We start from the raw sequence: 13,752 nt of genomic DNA, 5'->3' as shown, positions 1-13,752 counted from the left end.
GGAGCGAGGCTTGCCCGCGAAGGCGGTGTGTCTGTCAACGTCGATGTTGAATTTGCTGACGCCTTCGCGGGCAAGCCTCGCTCCTACAGGGTCACGCCAGCAATTTCTGCAATTGAGCAGTGGTGTCTACGGCGCCCATGGTTTTGGCCGCATCCAGCGCCGATACGCCATTGGCATCCTTGGCCTTCGGATCAGCTCCTTTGCTGATCAGGTAATCAACGATTTCTACGCGGTTGAACATCGCCGCCATCATCAGCGCCGTGCGGCCGTCGAACGACGAGCCTTCCACTTGCGCCCCGCCATCAACCAACGCCTTGACCACCGCCAGGTCGCCCTTGAACGCGGCGCCGGCAATCGGGCTCTGGCCGTTGTCGTTGCGGATTTCCGGGTCGGCCTTGTGTTCCAGCAGCACTTTCACGGTCTCGACGTGGCCGTGGTACGCGGCGAGCATCAGCAAGGTGTCGCCCTTGTGGTTACGCAGGTTCGGCGGCAGGCCTTTGGTCAGCAGCGCCGCCATCATGGCCGCATCGCCCTCCCGCGCTTTGTTGAACACCTGTTCGGCGAATTCGGCAGCTTCTTCGGGCGTCATCTGGCGGCTTTGGTCTGACATGGGGGACTCTCTATTCGGTCAATCGGAAAGCCGACAGTTTCCCGAGCGCCCCGGTGCCTGTCACTCCTTTTTTCTAAAGGGCAGCCATAGCCAGATTCAATAGCGGTACTTGCCGCCGTGAATATCGGCCAGCACCTGCCCGGTGACTTGCACGTAGGTCTGGGTGCCCGGCAGCCAGGCGTAGATCGGGTCATCGCCGGTCTTGTCCGGGTCGAAGGCTTCGTCCTTGAGTCGGGTCTTCTGGTATTTGAAGGTGCCGGTGGTTTCCATTTTCACCTTCACCCGCAGGAACAGGGGCACGGCGTAGGCAGGCATTTGCTGGCGGGCGAAACTCAGCAGTTCGCTGAAATCCAGGGTCGCCAGGGACTCGGCCGGTGTGATCGCCGCCATCCCGGCGCGGCCGTTGGTGTTGCGGATTTCCACGCCGTAAGCCACCGCCTCGCAAATGTTCGGGTGTTTCAACAGGACGTTTTCGACTTCGGTGGTCGAGACGTTCTCGCCCTTCCAGCGGTAGGTGTCGCCCAGGCGATCGACAAACTGCGCGTGACCGAAACCGATATTGCGCAGCAGGTCGCCGGTGTTGAAGTAGCGGTCGCCCTTGGCGAACACATCGTGGAGTACGACTTTCTCGGTCTTTTGCGGATCGGTGTAGCCGTCCAGCGGCGCCTTGTCGTCGATTTTCGCCAGCAACAAGCCCTGCCCGCCCTTGGCCACTTTGCTCATCAAGCCCTTGGCATTGCGAAGCGGCGCGCCGCTGTCGTGGTCATACGCCACCAGCTCCCAGGACATCAGGGAAAAACCGATGGTGTTATCGAAGTTGAGGATGTTACTGAAACCGATGTTGCCGTCGCTGGCCGCGTACAGCTCGCAGATGTGGCTGACGCCGAAGCGCGTCTTGAACTCGCGCCACGCCCCGGGACGCAAGCCATTGCCGATCATCTTGGTCACGCCGTGCCGATTGTCATCGGCGCTGGCCGGTTGATCCACCAGGTAGCGGCACAGTTCGCCGACGTAACCAAGGGTGGTCGCGTGGTACTTGCGCACATCGCTCCAGAACTGACTGGCGCTGAACTTGCGGCGAATGGCGAATCCCGAGGCGCCGCTGATGGCCGAGCCCCAGCACACACACAGCCCGGTGGCGTGATACAGCGGCAAGGTGCAATACACGACATCTTGCGGCTGCATATCCAGGGCGATCATGCCGAAACTGGCAGAGCTGCGCATCCAGCGCCCGTGCTTGAACACGCCGGCCTTGGGCAGCCCGGTGGTCCCGGAGGTGTAGATATAGAAGCAGGTGTCGTCGCAGAACACCTGCTGACTGCTGGCCGGGTTGTGATCCGGGGCGTCGGCGCTGGCCATCATCAGGTTGATAAAGCTGTCGGGCGAAATGCCCGGATAGCTGTAAGTGTCGCGATCGGCGACGAACCAGGTGCGTTGCGCCGGGATGGAAACCCGCTGACGCACCGCCGAAAACGCGGGCACCAGTTCCTCGCCGACAATGATCGCCGCCGGCGCCACCAGGACGAGACTGTGGGTCAAGGCGTCGCGGGTTTGCGAGGTATTGAGCAAGGCACTGATGCCGCCAACCTTGGCCACCGCCAGGATTGTCACCAGCAATTCCGGACGGTTCTCAATGAAGACCGCCACCACGTCGCCCTTGCCGATGCCTTGGCTGATCAGGTGATGGGCGATGCGATTGGCCCACTGGTTGACCTGGGTGTACGTCAGCGCCACCGCGTCTTGCAGCAAGGCGAGGCCATCGGGGTTGCGCAAGGTTGCCTGCTCGAAGGTCCAGCCGAGGCCACACGGTTGGGTCGGATCCTTGACGTTGGCGACCTTCATGCCCTTCACCACGCGGGGAATGGCTTTGGCAATGGTCGGCAATTTGCGGAGCATCATGCCCCAGGTAATCGTGTCGCTCATGGTGGCTCCCGGTCGGTTTTCTTATTGTCGGGCGGCGTTGATTGAGCCCGAAAATACGTCAGCCGTTCTGGAGCTGTACACGCGGTTTTTGCAATGTTTTGTATCCGCCCTGGATACCTGGGCAAGGGTGATCCCTGGCTGCGCCATTCGTTCCATCCAATCGTGCGTGACCACGCAAAATGCAGGATGCACGATGGCCATTCATGCAGATTGCACGAAAGTAAAAAACCATCATATAAATAACTTGTTGATTTATAACAACTTTTAAAAAGTTCAGTGCTGGCACAATCGCTGCAACTACCTCTCCATGCTTGCTAATTAAGCGCTAACGGAGCTGATAGACATGAGCCTGATCCAAGAAAAATTTACTTCGCTGTTCTCCAACTTCGACGTGACCACCCAGGCACGCCCTGACGGTGGCATCCTGCTGACGCTGCGCAGTACCGAAGGCAAAGTCTTTAAACGCTCGATTTCCTACCAGCAATTGCATGCTGGCGACCAACTGTCGTGGGTGATCAGCGCGATCCGTCGTGACCTGGCTGAACAGGCCAGCGAATTGCCACAGATTTCCATGCTGCAGAGCCAGCAACGGTTTGCTTTGCCGACCTATCATTCGGTGTAAATCGTTCGACGCTTTAAACAAACAGGCCGTGACAGCTTTCGCTTCACGGCCTGAGTTGTTTCTGGAGTCACGCAGTCCCCTGTAGGAGCGAGGCTTGCCCGCGAAGGCGGTGTGTCAGTCGATATAGATGTTGGCTGATCCGACGCCTTCGCGGGCAAGCCTCGCTCCTACAGGTTATGTGGGTTACATGGCGGCGGGGTTGATCCGCGCAAAGCTGTCGACCGTCACATGCCCCGCCAACTCGCCGCCCTCCCGCGCCAACCCGCACGTCGCCATGCCTGCAGCACCCGCCGCGTCCAGTTCTTCGACGATATCGGACAGGAACAGAATCTGCCCCGCTTCCAACCCGATTACCTGGGTGATGCGTTCGTAAGATTGCGCCTCACGCTTGGGTCCCGACGTGGTGTCGAAGTAGCCACTGAACAGCGGCGACAAGTCCCCCGCGTCCGAGCAGCCGAAGATCAGCTTCTGTGCCTGGATCGAGCCCGAGGAATACACAAACAGTTGAAAACCGTTCTGGTGCCAGCGCTTCAGCGCTTCAACGGCATCCGGGTAAACATGGCCCTTCAACTGCCCGGCCTGATAACCCTGCTCCCAGACCATGCCTTGCAAGGCCTTGAGTGGCGTGGCTTTGCGGTCTTCGGCAATCCAGCCCAGCAGGATGCCAATGACGCGCTCAACGTCGGCCTCGGGTTCATTGCTGTCCCGGCGCACGGCGTCCAGTTGCTCAGCGACATCCGCCCGTGCGGCGTGCTGGCGAACAAAGTCCGGCAGGTGTTTGGCGGCGTAGGGAAACAACACGTCGAACACAAAACTCACCGCGCTGGTGGTGCCTTCGATGTCGGTGAGAATCGCTTTGATCGGCATTCAATCAGTCCTCAAGACGCGGGAAGCGGTTGGCGATGTCTTCGCCGGTGAACTTGGCGACCCAGCCTTCGGGGTTGTTGAACAAACGGATCGCCACGAAATGCGGATGCTCGCCCATGTCGAACCAATGCGGCGTGCCTGCCGGCACCGAGATCAGGTCATTTTTCTCGCAGAGCACGGCGTAGACGTAATCGTCGATGTGCAGGGTAAACAGCCCACGGCCGGCGACGAAAAATCGTACTTCGTCTTCAGCATGGCGGTGCTCGTCGAGGAACTTGGCCCGCAGTTCGGCTTTTTGCGGGTGGTCGCTGTTCAGGCTGATCACATCGACGGTGATGTAGCCGCGTTCGGTCATCAGTTTGTCGATCTGTTCCTGGTACGCGGCGATCACTTCTTCCTGGCTGGCGCCGGGCTGGATTTTCGCGGTGGCTTGCCAGCGGTCGAAACGCACGCCCTGTTCGGCCAGGGTCGAGGCGATGTCTTCGAAGTGGGTCAGGACCTTGTTCGGTATTTCCGGGCTTGAAACGTGATAAACGGACAGGCTGCTCATGGGGCAATTCCTCGGTTTCGACCGCGCCGTCCGGTTCTTTCAGACCGGTCGGGCGCGGCGTTTCATCAGGCAAATAGGCTACTTCTGGTGAAGTCAGCCTTGGCGGTTCATGACGCTGCGGGTCTTCAACTCGCACTCGAACAAAAATTCAAAGGCCTCGATCTGGCGCAGGGCGTCGCTCATGCGCGCGCCCCAGGTGTAGAGGCCATGGCCACGAATCAGGTAGCCGACGCAATCGGGATGGGCGTCGAGCCAAGGCTGCACCTTGGCGGCGAGGCGCGCAATATCCTGATCATTGTCGAAAATCGGCACCCGCACCAACGACTCGTGGGTGGAGACACCGCTGAAGGCTTTTTGCAGCTCGTAGTCTTCGAATTCGATGAAGGCTTGCGGCGTCAGGCGCGACAGCACCGTGGCATTCACCGAATGGGTGTGAAGCACCGCACCGATCTCGGGGCGCCAGCTATAGAGCTGGGTGTGCAACAAGGTTTCGGCGGACGGCTTCTTGCCCGGTTCCAGGCTGTTACCCGCGAGGTCGGTGGCCAGCACATCGTCGAGGCCGAGCTGGCCTTTGTGCTTGCCGGACACGGTCAGCAGCGCTTCGGTGGGCGACAGCCGCGTCGAATAATTGCTGCTGGTGGCCGGCGACCAGCCGCGACCATACAAAAAACGCCCGGCGTCGATGATTTCCTGGGCGAGGTGTTCTCGGGTAAGGCTCATGGCCGGTCCTCTTGCATACGTGTGGCGATGATAACGGCAGCCGCGAAGGCTGCGAGGCTGGCGATACTAAAGGTCAATGTGGCGCCGAGGGCATTCCAGCTGTAGCCGGAATACAACGCGCCGAGTGCGCCGCCGGTGCCGGCCAGTGCCGCGTACAACGCCTGGCCCTGGCCTTGCTGACGAGCGCCGAAACTACGTTGCACGAACTGGATGGCAGCCGCGTGAAAGCTGCCGAACGTCGCGGCGTGCAGTACCTGGGCAAACAGCAGCACCCAGAGAAATTCAGCGAACGAACCTAGCAGCAACCAGCGCAGGGCCGCCAGCAGAAAACTCGCCAGCAATACCCGGCGCACCGAGAAGCGCGCGAGGATTTTGCTCATGGCCAGGAACATCAGGACTTCCGCGACGACACCCACGGCCCAGAGCATGCCGATCACGCCACGGCTGTAACCGAGATGTTCCAGATGCAAGGTCAGAAAGGTGTAATACGGCCCGTGGCTCATCTGCATCAGCGCCACACACCCGTAAAACGCCAACACCCCAGGGCTGCGCAACTGCTTGAGGAAGCCCTCCCCGGTCACTCGTTCGCTCTGCACCGGTTGCGCGTTCGGCACCCACAAACTGCTGACAACAATCCCGGCCATGATCAGCACCAGCGCCACGGGGTAGATGTCCAGGCTCAGCCATTCGAAGACCCGCCCGAGGGCAACCACGGTGATGATGAAACCGATGGAGCCCCACAAACGGATCTGACTGTAACGGGAGGTCTGACCCTTGAGGTGCGCCAGGGTGATGACTTCAAATTGCGGCAATACCGCGTGCCAGAAGAACGCATGCAAAGCCATGACCATCGCCAGCCAGGCGTAGGTTTTGCTGACGAAGATCAGCGAGAACGTCAGCAGCGTGCAGACTGCGCCGAATCGCACGATGGCCAGGCGTCGTCCGGTGTAGTCGCCGAGCCAGCCCCAGATGTTCGGCGCCACGCAGCGCATCAGCATCGGGATCGCCACCAGCTCGCCGATACGCGCGCTGGAAAAGCCCAGGTGATCGAAGTACAGCGCCAGAAATGGCGCCGTCGAACCGAGCAAGGCGAAATAGAACAGATAGAAACTGGAGAGCCGCCAGTACGGGAGCGCCGCCAAGGTCTTCAGACCCCGGCGACTGTGCGGTGAGCCATTAAAGCTGGCCCAACACCGGCGTGCTCACTCGCACATCGGCGTTCTGCCCGCGATGACGCAGCAGGTGATCCATCAGCACGATGGCCATCATCGCTTCGGCAATCGGCGTGGCACGAATGCCGACGCACGGGTCATGACGGCCCTTGGTGATCACGTCCACCGGGTTGCCATGGATGTCGATGGAACGGCCCGGCGTGGTGATGCTTGATGTTGGCTTCAGCGCCAGGTGCGCGACGATTGGCTGGCCCGAGGAGATGCCACCGAGAATGCCGCCAGCGTTGTTGCTGAGGAAACCTTCCGGGGTCATTTCATCACGGTGTTCGGTGCCGCGTTGGGCGACGCTGGCAAAACCGGCGCCGATTTCCACGCCTTTGACCGCGTTGATGCTCATCAGCGCGTGGGCCAGTTCGGCGTCGAGGCGGTCGAAGATCGGCTCGCCGAGGCCAGGCATCACGCCCTCAGCCACGACGGTGATCTTGGCGCCGACCGAATCCTGGTCGCGGCGCAACTGGTCCATATAGGCTTCCAGTTCCGGCACCTTGTCCGGGTCAGGGCTGAAGAACGCGTTGTCTTCCACCGAATCCCAGGTCTTGAACGGGATCTCGATCGGGCCGAGCTGGCTCATGTAGCCACGAATGACGATGCCCTGGCTGGCCAGGTATTTCTTGGCAATCGCCCCCGCCGCCACGCGCATCGCGGTTTCCCGCGCCGAGCTACGACCGCCGCCGCGGTAATCGCGTTCGCCGTATTTGTGGTGGTAGGTGTAGTCGGCGTGGGCCGGGCGGAACAGATCCTTGATCGCCGAGTAGTCCTTGGACTTCTGGTCAGTGTTGCGGATCAACAGGCCGATGGCGCAACCGGTGGTGCGGCCTTCGAACACGCCGCTGAGGATTTCGACTTCGTCGGCTTCCTGGCGCTGGGTGGTGTGACGGCTGGTGCCGGGCTTGCGGCGGTCAAGGTCACGCTGCAGATCCTCCAGGGAAATCTCCAGACCCGGCGGGCAGCCGTCGACAATGGCGACCAACGCCGGACCATGGCTTTCGCCAGCGGTGGTGACAGTGAACAGCTTGCCGTAGGTATTGCCGGACATGCGGGACGCTCCGTGAAATCGAACCTGAATACGTAATGCGCGCCAGTATACGCAGGCAACCCAAGTAGTTCATCCTCGAACCTTACCGGTGTCCGCGAGTCCAACCGGCACCTTGTTCATGATGGCGTGATGATGCTGCGAGTTCTGGCCTTGAGTCTTACCCTCTTTACCGGCTTCGTTCAGGCGACAGTCCTACAACGACCGATCACTTTGGATACCGGCACCGGAGAGCTTTTCGGCTCCTTGCTGCTGCCCAAATCCGACACGCCGGTGCCGGTTGTCCTGATCATTTCCGGCTCCGGTCCTACGGATCGTGACGGAAACAACCCCGACGGCGGGCGCAACGACAGCCTCAAGCGCCTGGCCTGGGTGCTGGCCAAACACAACATCGCCAGCGTGCGCTACGACAAGCGCGGTGTGGCGGCGAGCCTGGCCGCGACCCCGGACGAGCGCAATCTGTCGGTGGAAGCCTATGTGGCCGACGCCGAGGCCTGGAGCCGCAAGCTCAAGACCGATCCGCGTTTTGGAAAATTGATTCTGCTCGGCCACAGCGAAGGCGCCTTGATCGCCACCCTGGCGGCGCCGAGCGTTGATGCGGCCGCGGTGATTTCCATGTCCGGCAGCGCCCGGCCAGTGGATCAGGTGCTGCGCCAGCAATTGGCCAATCGCCTGCCGCCGCCGCTGATGCTGCGCAGTAATGAACTGCTCGACAGCCTCAAGGCCGGTCACACCGACGACAACGTGCCGCCGCAGTTGCAGGTGATTTTTCGCCCGAGCGTGCAGCCGTACCTGATTTCGCTGTTCCGCCAGGACCCGGCGGCCGCTTTCGCCCGGTTGAAAATGCCGGCGCTGATCATCCAGGGCACCAGCGATATTCAGGTCGGGGTGGGTGACGCCAAGTTGCTCAAGGAAGCCAAGCCCGACGCTGAACTGGCGGTGATTGAAGGCATGAACCACGTGATGCGCATCGTGCCCAACGACGTGAAACGGCAATTGGCTTCCTACAAGGATCCGAATTTGCCCCTGGCCGCCGAACTTGGCTCACGCATCCTCGGGTTTATTGACGGACTTCGCTCCAGTTAAGCGCTGTTTAAGCGCTGTTTGCCCTCTAGTCCTTCGAAAAACGGCCGATAAGCCTTTGTCGCCAGCGCTATGACTGGCGGCAAGCAGCGCTTGGACAGGATCTCGCCGTTATGACTGATACCCCGACTTCACCCGACACCACCGCTGAACAAGACACACCGCCAGCGGTCGAGCTGCCGTGGGCGGACGTCCACGTCGAGCACCACAAGATGCTCCGCCTGGCGCCGTTGCAGACCGACCGCAACACCGGTGGCCGGCCGCTGCGCTTTGTCGAGTTCGGTTACGCCGAGCGCAACAGCAAGGAACGCAGCCTGATGCGCATGACCATTTCGCTGCCGGGCCAGCGGGTGCGCAAAGAGCAGAATCATCTGGATATCTGGGTCGATCACGACACCAAACGCGTGCATTTCGGCCCGGCCAGCGGTTTGCAGATCGAACCGATGAACCGTGGCATCGGCCGCTACCTGGCAGCCCAGGGCATCACCTGGGCGAAAAAACGCTGGCCCACCTACACCGTCGACGGCACCGACCTGAACAACAAGGACGCGCTGAACGAAGACACTCGCCTGCGTCGCGATCACTTTTTGCGGGTGCACGGTTTTGAAGTGGCGTACGCCGATGCCCAGCATTTGAAGGGCAGCGTCAAAGAGGTGCTGGTCGGCGATCTGCTGGCTGACTGGAATAAAGAAAAGCTGCAACAGGTGGAAATTCTCGAAGCCGCGCAGATGTTGCAGCAGGCTGAACAGAACCTGGCCGAGCAGGAAGTGAAGCTCAAGAAGCACGAAGAAAAGGTCAGCAAGTACAAGCGTGAAGACGCTGGGCTGCGGTTTACGATTACGTGCCTGGTGGCGTTTGCGGTGTTTCAGGCGGGGTTGTTGATCTGGATTGCGACGCACCGGTAAAGATCCAGGACCGAGGCGCGCCCATTCGCGAGCAAGCCCGCTCCCACATTGGAATGCGTTCTCCTGTGGGAGCGGGCTTGCTCGCGAAAGCGTCCTAACGGTTAAACACGGGAAGCAAACACGGCCTGATGATCCCGGCACTGCTCCGCCGTCAACATGAACACCCCATGCCCACCGCGCTCGAAATCGAGCCAGGCGAAGTCGACTTCCGGGTACAGCGCTTCGACGTGCACCTGGCTGTTGCCCACTTCGACAATCAACAAACCCTTCTCGGTCAGGTGATTCGCCGCTTCGGCGAGCATCCGCCGCACCAGGTTCAAACCATCATCACCGCAGGCCAGGCCCAGTTCCGGTTCGTGCTGGTATTCGTCCGGCATGTCAGCAAAATCTTCCGCATCGACGTAGGGCGGGTTCGACACGATCAGGTCGAAACGTTGACCCGGCAAGCCATCGAAACCATCGCCCTGAACCGTGTACACCCGCTCATCGACACCATGACGCTCGATGTTCTGGTTGGCCACTTCCAGCGCTTCGAACGACAGGTCCGCCAGCACCACTTCGGCGTCCTGGAATTCGTAGGCGCACGCGATACCGATGCAACCGGAACCGGTGCACAGGTCAAGAATCCGCACCGGATCGCTGCCCAGCCACGGCGCAAAGCGTTTTTCGATCAGCTCGCCAATCGGTGAACGCGGGATCAGCACGCGCTCGTCGACGATGAACGACATGCCACAAAACCACGCCTCGCCCAACAGGTAAGCGGTGGGAATGCGCTCCTCGATGCGGCGCTTGAGCAAGCGTTGCAGATTGACCAGCTCATCGTCTTCCAGATTGCAGTCCAGATAGCTGTCGGCAATTTCCCACGGCAGGTGCAACGCACCCAACACCAGTTGCCGGGCTTCGTCCCAGGCATTGTCGGTGCCATGGCCGAAAAACAGATCCTCCCCATGGAAGCGGCTGACGGCCCAACGGATATGGTCACGCAGGGTACGAAGGCGGGAAGTGATCACAGCGGCAACTCCAAATAAAACGGCTGGCAAACAAAACGACTGGCGATTCTAACAGCCAAAACGCGCCACGACGACGCAGGAAAAACACCGGATCAGATGTAGGACTCATCCATTTTTTCGGTTGGCTATTGAACAGAATGAGTATCTTGACAAGGCTGCAAGCCAGCAACGACGGTGCCTACGATGGTAGCGATTCACAGAACCGCTCAGCCAGAGGACAATGTCGCAAAAGCCCCACTCCAAGGAGCCCCAGAATGTCCGTTCCACAAACGATGTTTCAACTCAGCGGTCGCGGTTACCCGGCGGCCAAACTGAGCCAGGCGACCCTCATCATCATCGATGCCCAGAAAGAATACCTCAGCGGTCCGCTGGCCCTGAGTGGCATGGAGGCTGCCGTCGCGAACATCAAGCAAATCGTGGCCGCTGCCCGCGCAGCCGGCCGGCCGATCGTGCATGTACGTCACCTCGGCACTGTCGGCGGGCTGTTTGATCCGCAAGGCGAGCGCGGCGAATTCATCCCGGGCCTGGAGCCACTGGTTGACGAAACCATTATCGGCAAGCTCCTGCCGAGCGCGTTCCACGGCACTACGCTGTACGATCGCCTGCAAGAGCTTGGCTCCCTGGACCTGATCGTCTGCGGCTTCATGAGCCACTCCAGCGTCAGCACCACGGTGCGCGCGGCGAAGAACCTGGGCTTTCGTTGCACCCTGGTGGAGGATGCCTGTGCCACCCGCGACCTGCCTTACAAGGGCTCAATACTCAGCGCCGAGCACGTTCAGCAGACCGAAATGGCGATCATGGCGGATAACTTCGCCACCCTCGCCCTGACCCACGATCTGATCTGATCGACGCTCGATGAGCGGTTCATGCCGCCGCTCATCCGCAAAAGCCTCTCATTTGCTGCAATTGCCTTAGCCTCAGGAACATCCCGGTCAACTCCCGGTCGAAGGGCCGATACCCATTGAGGAAGGTCGGAATGAAGTTATCCGATGGTTTTGATGCACGCCGCTTGCGGCCCAAAGGCCAAAGCAACTGGCGTTTTCGAATCGGCGCAGCCATTGCCGCCCTGCTGGCGATGCTCGGCGTATTGATGACGCTGGCCGGTGTCGGCAGCCTGCTCGGCCACGCGCCCGCCCTGGGCGAGTTGAATACCAACAAGGTCGGTTCGGCAGTGATTCTGGTGATTGGCCTGTTCGTGCTGTACGTCGGCGTATGGCTGTGGCGTCGCTGCCGTCGCCGTTCGCGACAATCGCAAGCGCTGAACATGTCCCCGCATTTGATGAAAAAACACGACTGAATTCTTGGGCTCGGCAGTTTGCCGGGCCCAATTGTTATGGATCGCGTCCCGACTTGGGTAAACTGCCCTCCTTCGCGGAGGCTGACATGCAAGACGACGATTTTTCCCTGTTCAAAAGTGCGACCCAAGGCATCAAGCCGATCAAGCACGATCGCGCCGAAACCGGCAAACCCAAAAGCGACCGCGCCCAGATCGCCAAGCTGCGCCAGGCCGCCACCGTGCGCACCGATGCCACCACCGTTGACGGCCTGTCTGATCAGTTCGTGATCGACGTCGGCCCGGAAGACGAGTTGATGTGGGCCCGCGACGGTGTGCAGGAAAGCCAGATCCGCAAACTCAAGATTGGCCAGATCCCGTTCGAAGGCAGCCTCGACCTGCACGGCATGAATGTGGAAAAGGCCCGGGAAACTCTCTGGGCCTTTCTTGCCGAAGCGACCAAATTCGAAATCCGCTGCGTGCGCGTCACCCACGGCAAAGCCGTGCGCCTGGACGGCAAGCGGCCAATGATCAAAAGCCACGTCAACACCTGGCTGCGCCAGCATTCCCAAGTGCTTGGCTTCACCTCGTGCCAACCGAAACACGGCGGCGCCGGCGCGGTGTATGTACTGCTCAAACGCACCATGATGGAAGGTCGTGACGAGTAAAGCTGTCGCGCCACGCTTGCAGCGCCGTGTCCGCCACCGTACCCTTGCCCTTTGCGAAAAATCCCACAGGTAGTTTCATGTCCCTGGAACAGAATTACACCGCGATTCTCGGCCAATTGGGCGAGGACGTGTCCCGCGAGGGCCTGCTCGACACGCCAAAGCGTGCCGCCAAAGCCATGCAGTACCTCTGCCGCGGTTATGAACAGACACTGGAAGAAGTCACCAACGGTGCCTTGTTCAGCTCCGACAACAGCGAAATGGTGCTGGTCAAGGACATCGAGCTCTACTCGTTGTGCGAACACCACCTGCTGCCGTTTATCGGCAAGGCCCATGTCGCCTACATCCCGAGCGGCAAGGTGTTGGGGCTGTCGAAAGTCGCGCGGATCGTCGATATGTACGCCCGCCGCCTGCAGATCCAGGAAAACCTCAGCCGCCAGATCGCCGATGCGGTCCAGCAAGTCACCGGCGCCTTGGGCGTTGCAGTGGTGATCGAGGCCAAGCACATGTGCATGATGATGCGCGGTGTGGAGAAGCAGAATTCGTCGATGATCACCTCGGTGATGCTCGGTGAGTTCCGGGAAAACGCCGCGACCCGCAGCGAGTTTCTCAGCCTGATCAAGTAATCCGCAGTACGAAAAAAACCGGCGCTCATCGCCGGTTTTTTTTCGTCTGTGAAAAATCAGGTAAGCTGCGCGCCTTTCCTGATTCCCACCGTGAGGCTTTCAACGTGTTCGTAAAAGCGCTTCGTGTCGGCCTTGGCCAACTGATCATCTTCATCGACTTCATCACCCGCCCGGGCAAAAAGCAGCGCCCGGCCGAGGTTCAGGCCCAGGTCAACAACGCTGCCAAGGACCTGACCCTGTATCAGTTCCACGCCTGCCCGTTCTGCGTGAAAACCCGCCGCACCCTGCGCCGCTTGAACGTGCCGGTGGCGTTGCGCGATGCGAAGAACAACGAACAGGATCGCCAGGCGCTGCTGGACCAGGGCGGCAAAATCAAAGTGCCGTGTCTGCGGATTGAAGAAAATGGCCAGACCACCTGGATGTATGAGTCCAAGGTGATTATTGATTATCTGGATAAGCGGTTTGCGGCCGCCTGATGGATTTTCGGTGTGATTGATGGCCTCTTCGCGGGCAAGCCTCGCTCCTACAGGGATTGATGGTGGACGCGAATAATCGGGTCAACTCGCCCCCGTAGGAGCGAGGCTGTTGTGGCTCAATGTTTTTGGACCATGATGTAGGAGCATCTACCTAAGG

At 60.2% G+C, this 13,752-nt stretch carries 16 protein-coding genes; 8 read left to right on the top strand and 8 right to left on the bottom strand.

The window, feature by feature from the left end; genetic code table 11:
• Nucleotides 1–91: 91 nt before the first annotated feature.
• Nucleotides 92–610 carry an ankyrin repeat domain-containing protein gene (locus tag BK665_RS04200; protein WP_123403169.1) on the bottom strand — a complete coding sequence of 173 codons (519 nt, stop codon included), beginning with the start codon at nucleotides 608–610 and terminating at the stop codon, nucleotides 92–94.
• A 96-nt stretch (nucleotides 611–706) separates the two neighbouring features.
• Complete coding sequence (locus BK665_RS04195) at nucleotides 707–2,533, bottom strand: long-chain-acyl-CoA synthetase (RefSeq protein WP_123403167.1); 1,827 nt, start codon at nucleotides 2,531–2,533, stop codon at nucleotides 707–709.
• Between the two features lie 343 nt (nucleotides 2,534–2,876).
• On the opposite strand from BK665_RS04195, the gene BK665_RS04190 reads away from it, so the two are divergent.
• Nucleotides 2,877–3,155 carry a DUF3509 domain-containing protein gene (locus BK665_RS04190; protein ID WP_123403165.1) on the top strand — a complete coding sequence of 93 codons (279 nt, stop codon included), beginning with the start codon at nucleotides 2,877–2,879 and terminating at the stop codon, nucleotides 3,153–3,155.
• 183 nt (nucleotides 3,156–3,338) lie between these two features.
• On the opposite strand, the gene mtnC is transcribed toward BK665_RS04190, so the two are convergent.
• From mtnC to aroC, 5 genes are all read right to left on the bottom strand, one after another.
• Nucleotides 3,339–4,022 carry an acireductone synthase gene (mtnC, locus tag BK665_RS04185; RefSeq protein WP_123403163.1) on the bottom strand — a complete coding sequence of 228 codons (684 nt, stop codon included), beginning with the start codon at nucleotides 4,020–4,022 and terminating at the stop codon, nucleotides 3,339–3,341.
• Between the two features lie 4 nt (nucleotides 4,023–4,026).
• Nucleotides 4,027–4,572 (bottom strand): 1,2-dihydroxy-3-keto-5-methylthiopentene dioxygenase, encoded by a 546-nt coding sequence (locus BK665_RS04180; protein ID WP_123403161.1) that lies wholly within the window; start codon nucleotides 4,570–4,572, stop codon nucleotides 4,027–4,029.
• A 93-nt stretch (nucleotides 4,573–4,665) separates the two neighbouring features.
• A complete protein-coding gene (locus BK665_RS04175; RefSeq protein ID WP_123403159.1) occupies nucleotides 4,666–5,292 on the bottom strand; it encodes a methylthioribulose 1-phosphate dehydratase in 627 nt (208 codons plus the stop codon).
• Nucleotides 5,289–6,434, bottom strand: a complete 1,146-nt coding sequence (locus BK665_RS04170) for an MFS transporter (protein WP_123403156.1) — start codon at nucleotides 6,432–6,434, stop codon at nucleotides 5,289–5,291. Before BK665_RS04170 ends, BK665_RS04175 begins: the two co-directional genes overlap by 4 nt.
• Nucleotides 6,435–6,468: 34 nt before the next feature.
• The gene (aroC, locus tag BK665_RS04165; RefSeq protein ID WP_123403154.1) at nucleotides 6,469–7,560 is read right to left on the bottom strand and encodes a chorismate synthase; all 1,092 of its coding nucleotides are present in this window, start codon (nucleotides 7,558–7,560) and stop codon (nucleotides 6,469–6,471) included.
• Between the two features lie 129 nt (nucleotides 7,561–7,689).
• Between aroC and BK665_RS04160 the strand changes: the two genes are divergently transcribed.
• Nucleotides 7,690–8,643 (top strand): alpha/beta hydrolase, encoded by a 954-nt coding sequence (locus BK665_RS04160; RefSeq protein WP_123403152.1) that lies wholly within the window; start codon nucleotides 7,690–7,692, stop codon nucleotides 8,641–8,643.
• Nucleotides 8,644–8,753: 110 nt separating this feature from the next.
• Nucleotides 8,754–9,545 carry a hypothetical protein gene (locus BK665_RS04155; protein ID WP_123403150.1) on the top strand — a complete coding sequence of 264 codons (792 nt, stop codon included), beginning with the start codon at nucleotides 8,754–8,756 and terminating at the stop codon, nucleotides 9,543–9,545.
• Nucleotides 9,546–9,646: 101 nt separating this feature from the next.
• On the opposite strand, the gene prmB is transcribed toward BK665_RS04155, so the two are convergent.
• Complete coding sequence (gene prmB, locus BK665_RS04150; RefSeq protein ID WP_123403149.1) at nucleotides 9,647–10,555, bottom strand: 50S ribosomal protein L3 N(5)-glutamine methyltransferase; 909 nt, start codon at nucleotides 10,553–10,555, stop codon at nucleotides 9,647–9,649.
• Nucleotides 10,556–10,809: 254 nt separating this feature from the next.
• Between prmB and BK665_RS04145 the strand changes: the two genes are divergently transcribed.
• The 5 genes from BK665_RS04145 to BK665_RS04125 all read left to right on the top strand — a co-directional run bounded on the left by BK665_RS04145 (nucleotide 10,810) and on the right by BK665_RS04125 (nucleotide 13,595).
• The gene (locus tag BK665_RS04145; RefSeq protein ID WP_123403146.1) at nucleotides 10,810–11,400 is read left to right on the top strand and encodes a cysteine hydrolase family protein; all 591 of its coding nucleotides are present in this window, start codon (nucleotides 10,810–10,812) and stop codon (nucleotides 11,398–11,400) included.
• A gap of 131 nt (nucleotides 11,401–11,531) precedes the next feature.
• Nucleotides 11,532–11,852: a hypothetical protein gene (locus BK665_RS04140; protein WP_123403144.1), complete on the top strand. Its 321-nt coding sequence runs from the start codon at nucleotides 11,532–11,534 to the stop codon at nucleotides 11,850–11,852.
• Nucleotides 11,853–11,938: 86 nt separating this feature from the next.
• Entirely contained in the window at nucleotides 11,939–12,496 is a 558-nt protein-coding gene (locus tag BK665_RS04135; protein WP_123403142.1) for a Smr/MutS family protein, read from the top strand.
• 77 nt (nucleotides 12,497–12,573) lie between these two features.
• Entirely contained in the window at nucleotides 12,574–13,119 is a 546-nt protein-coding gene (gene folE, locus BK665_RS04130; RefSeq protein ID WP_003204506.1) for a GTP cyclohydrolase I FolE, read from the top strand.
• A gap of 104 nt (nucleotides 13,120–13,223) precedes the next feature.
• Nucleotides 13,224–13,595, top strand: coding sequence for a glutathione S-transferase N-terminal domain-containing protein (locus tag BK665_RS04125; RefSeq protein WP_123403140.1), 372 nt, complete (start codon nucleotides 13,224–13,226; stop codon nucleotides 13,593–13,595).
• The last annotated feature ends 157 nt before the right edge of the window (nucleotides 13,596–13,752 follow it).

The sequence above is a fragment of the Pseudomonas frederiksbergensis genome (assembly GCF_003732665.1).
Taxonomy (GTDB): Bacteria; Pseudomonadota; Gammaproteobacteria; order Pseudomonadales; family Pseudomonadaceae; genus Aquipseudomonas; species Aquipseudomonas frederiksbergensis_G.
Note: the sequence above shows the minus strand (reverse complement) of the source record. Positions and strands in the feature narration are given on the sequence as shown.

What these genes read in the sequence shown, in the direction of transcription:
- BK665_RS04200 (WP_123403169.1), bottom strand. Translation starts at nt 610, where the DNA reads ATGTCAGACCAAAGCCGCCAGATGACGCCCGAAGAAGCTGCCGAATTC.
- BK665_RS04195 (WP_123403167.1), bottom strand. Translation starts at nt 2,533, where the DNA reads ATGAGCGACACGATTACCTGGGGCATGATGCTCCGCAAATTGCCGACC.
- BK665_RS04190 (WP_123403165.1), top strand. Translation starts at nt 2,877, where the DNA reads ATGAGCCTGATCCAAGAAAAATTTACTTCGCTGTTCTCCAACTTCGAC.
- mtnC (WP_123403163.1), bottom strand. Translation starts at nt 4,022, where the DNA reads ATGCCGATCAAAGCGATTCTCACCGACATCGAAGGCACCACCAGCGCG.
- BK665_RS04180 (WP_123403161.1), bottom strand. Translation starts at nt 4,572, where the DNA reads ATGAGCAGCCTGTCCGTTTATCACGTTTCAAGCCCGGAAATACCGAAC.
- BK665_RS04175 (WP_123403159.1), bottom strand. Translation starts at nt 5,292, where the DNA reads ATGAGCCTTACCCGAGAACACCTCGCCCAGGAAATCATCGACGCCGGG.
- aroC (WP_123403154.1), bottom strand. Translation starts at nt 7,560, where the DNA reads ATGTCCGGCAATACCTACGGCAAGCTGTTCACTGTCACCACCGCTGGC.
- BK665_RS04160 (WP_123403152.1), top strand. Translation starts at nt 7,690, where the DNA reads ATGATGCTGCGAGTTCTGGCCTTGAGTCTTACCCTCTTTACCGGCTTC.
- BK665_RS04155 (WP_123403150.1), top strand. Translation starts at nt 8,754, where the DNA reads ATGACTGATACCCCGACTTCACCCGACACCACCGCTGAACAAGACACA.
- BK665_RS04145 (WP_123403146.1), top strand. Translation starts at nt 10,810, where the DNA reads ATGTCCGTTCCACAAACGATGTTTCAACTCAGCGGTCGCGGTTACCCG.
- BK665_RS04140 (WP_123403144.1), top strand. Translation starts at nt 11,532, where the DNA reads ATGAAGTTATCCGATGGTTTTGATGCACGCCGCTTGCGGCCCAAAGGC.
- BK665_RS04135 (WP_123403142.1), top strand. Translation starts at nt 11,939, where the DNA reads ATGCAAGACGACGATTTTTCCCTGTTCAAAAGTGCGACCCAAGGCATC.
- folE (WP_003204506.1), top strand. Translation starts at nt 12,574, where the DNA reads ATGTCCCTGGAACAGAATTACACCGCGATTCTCGGCCAATTGGGCGAG.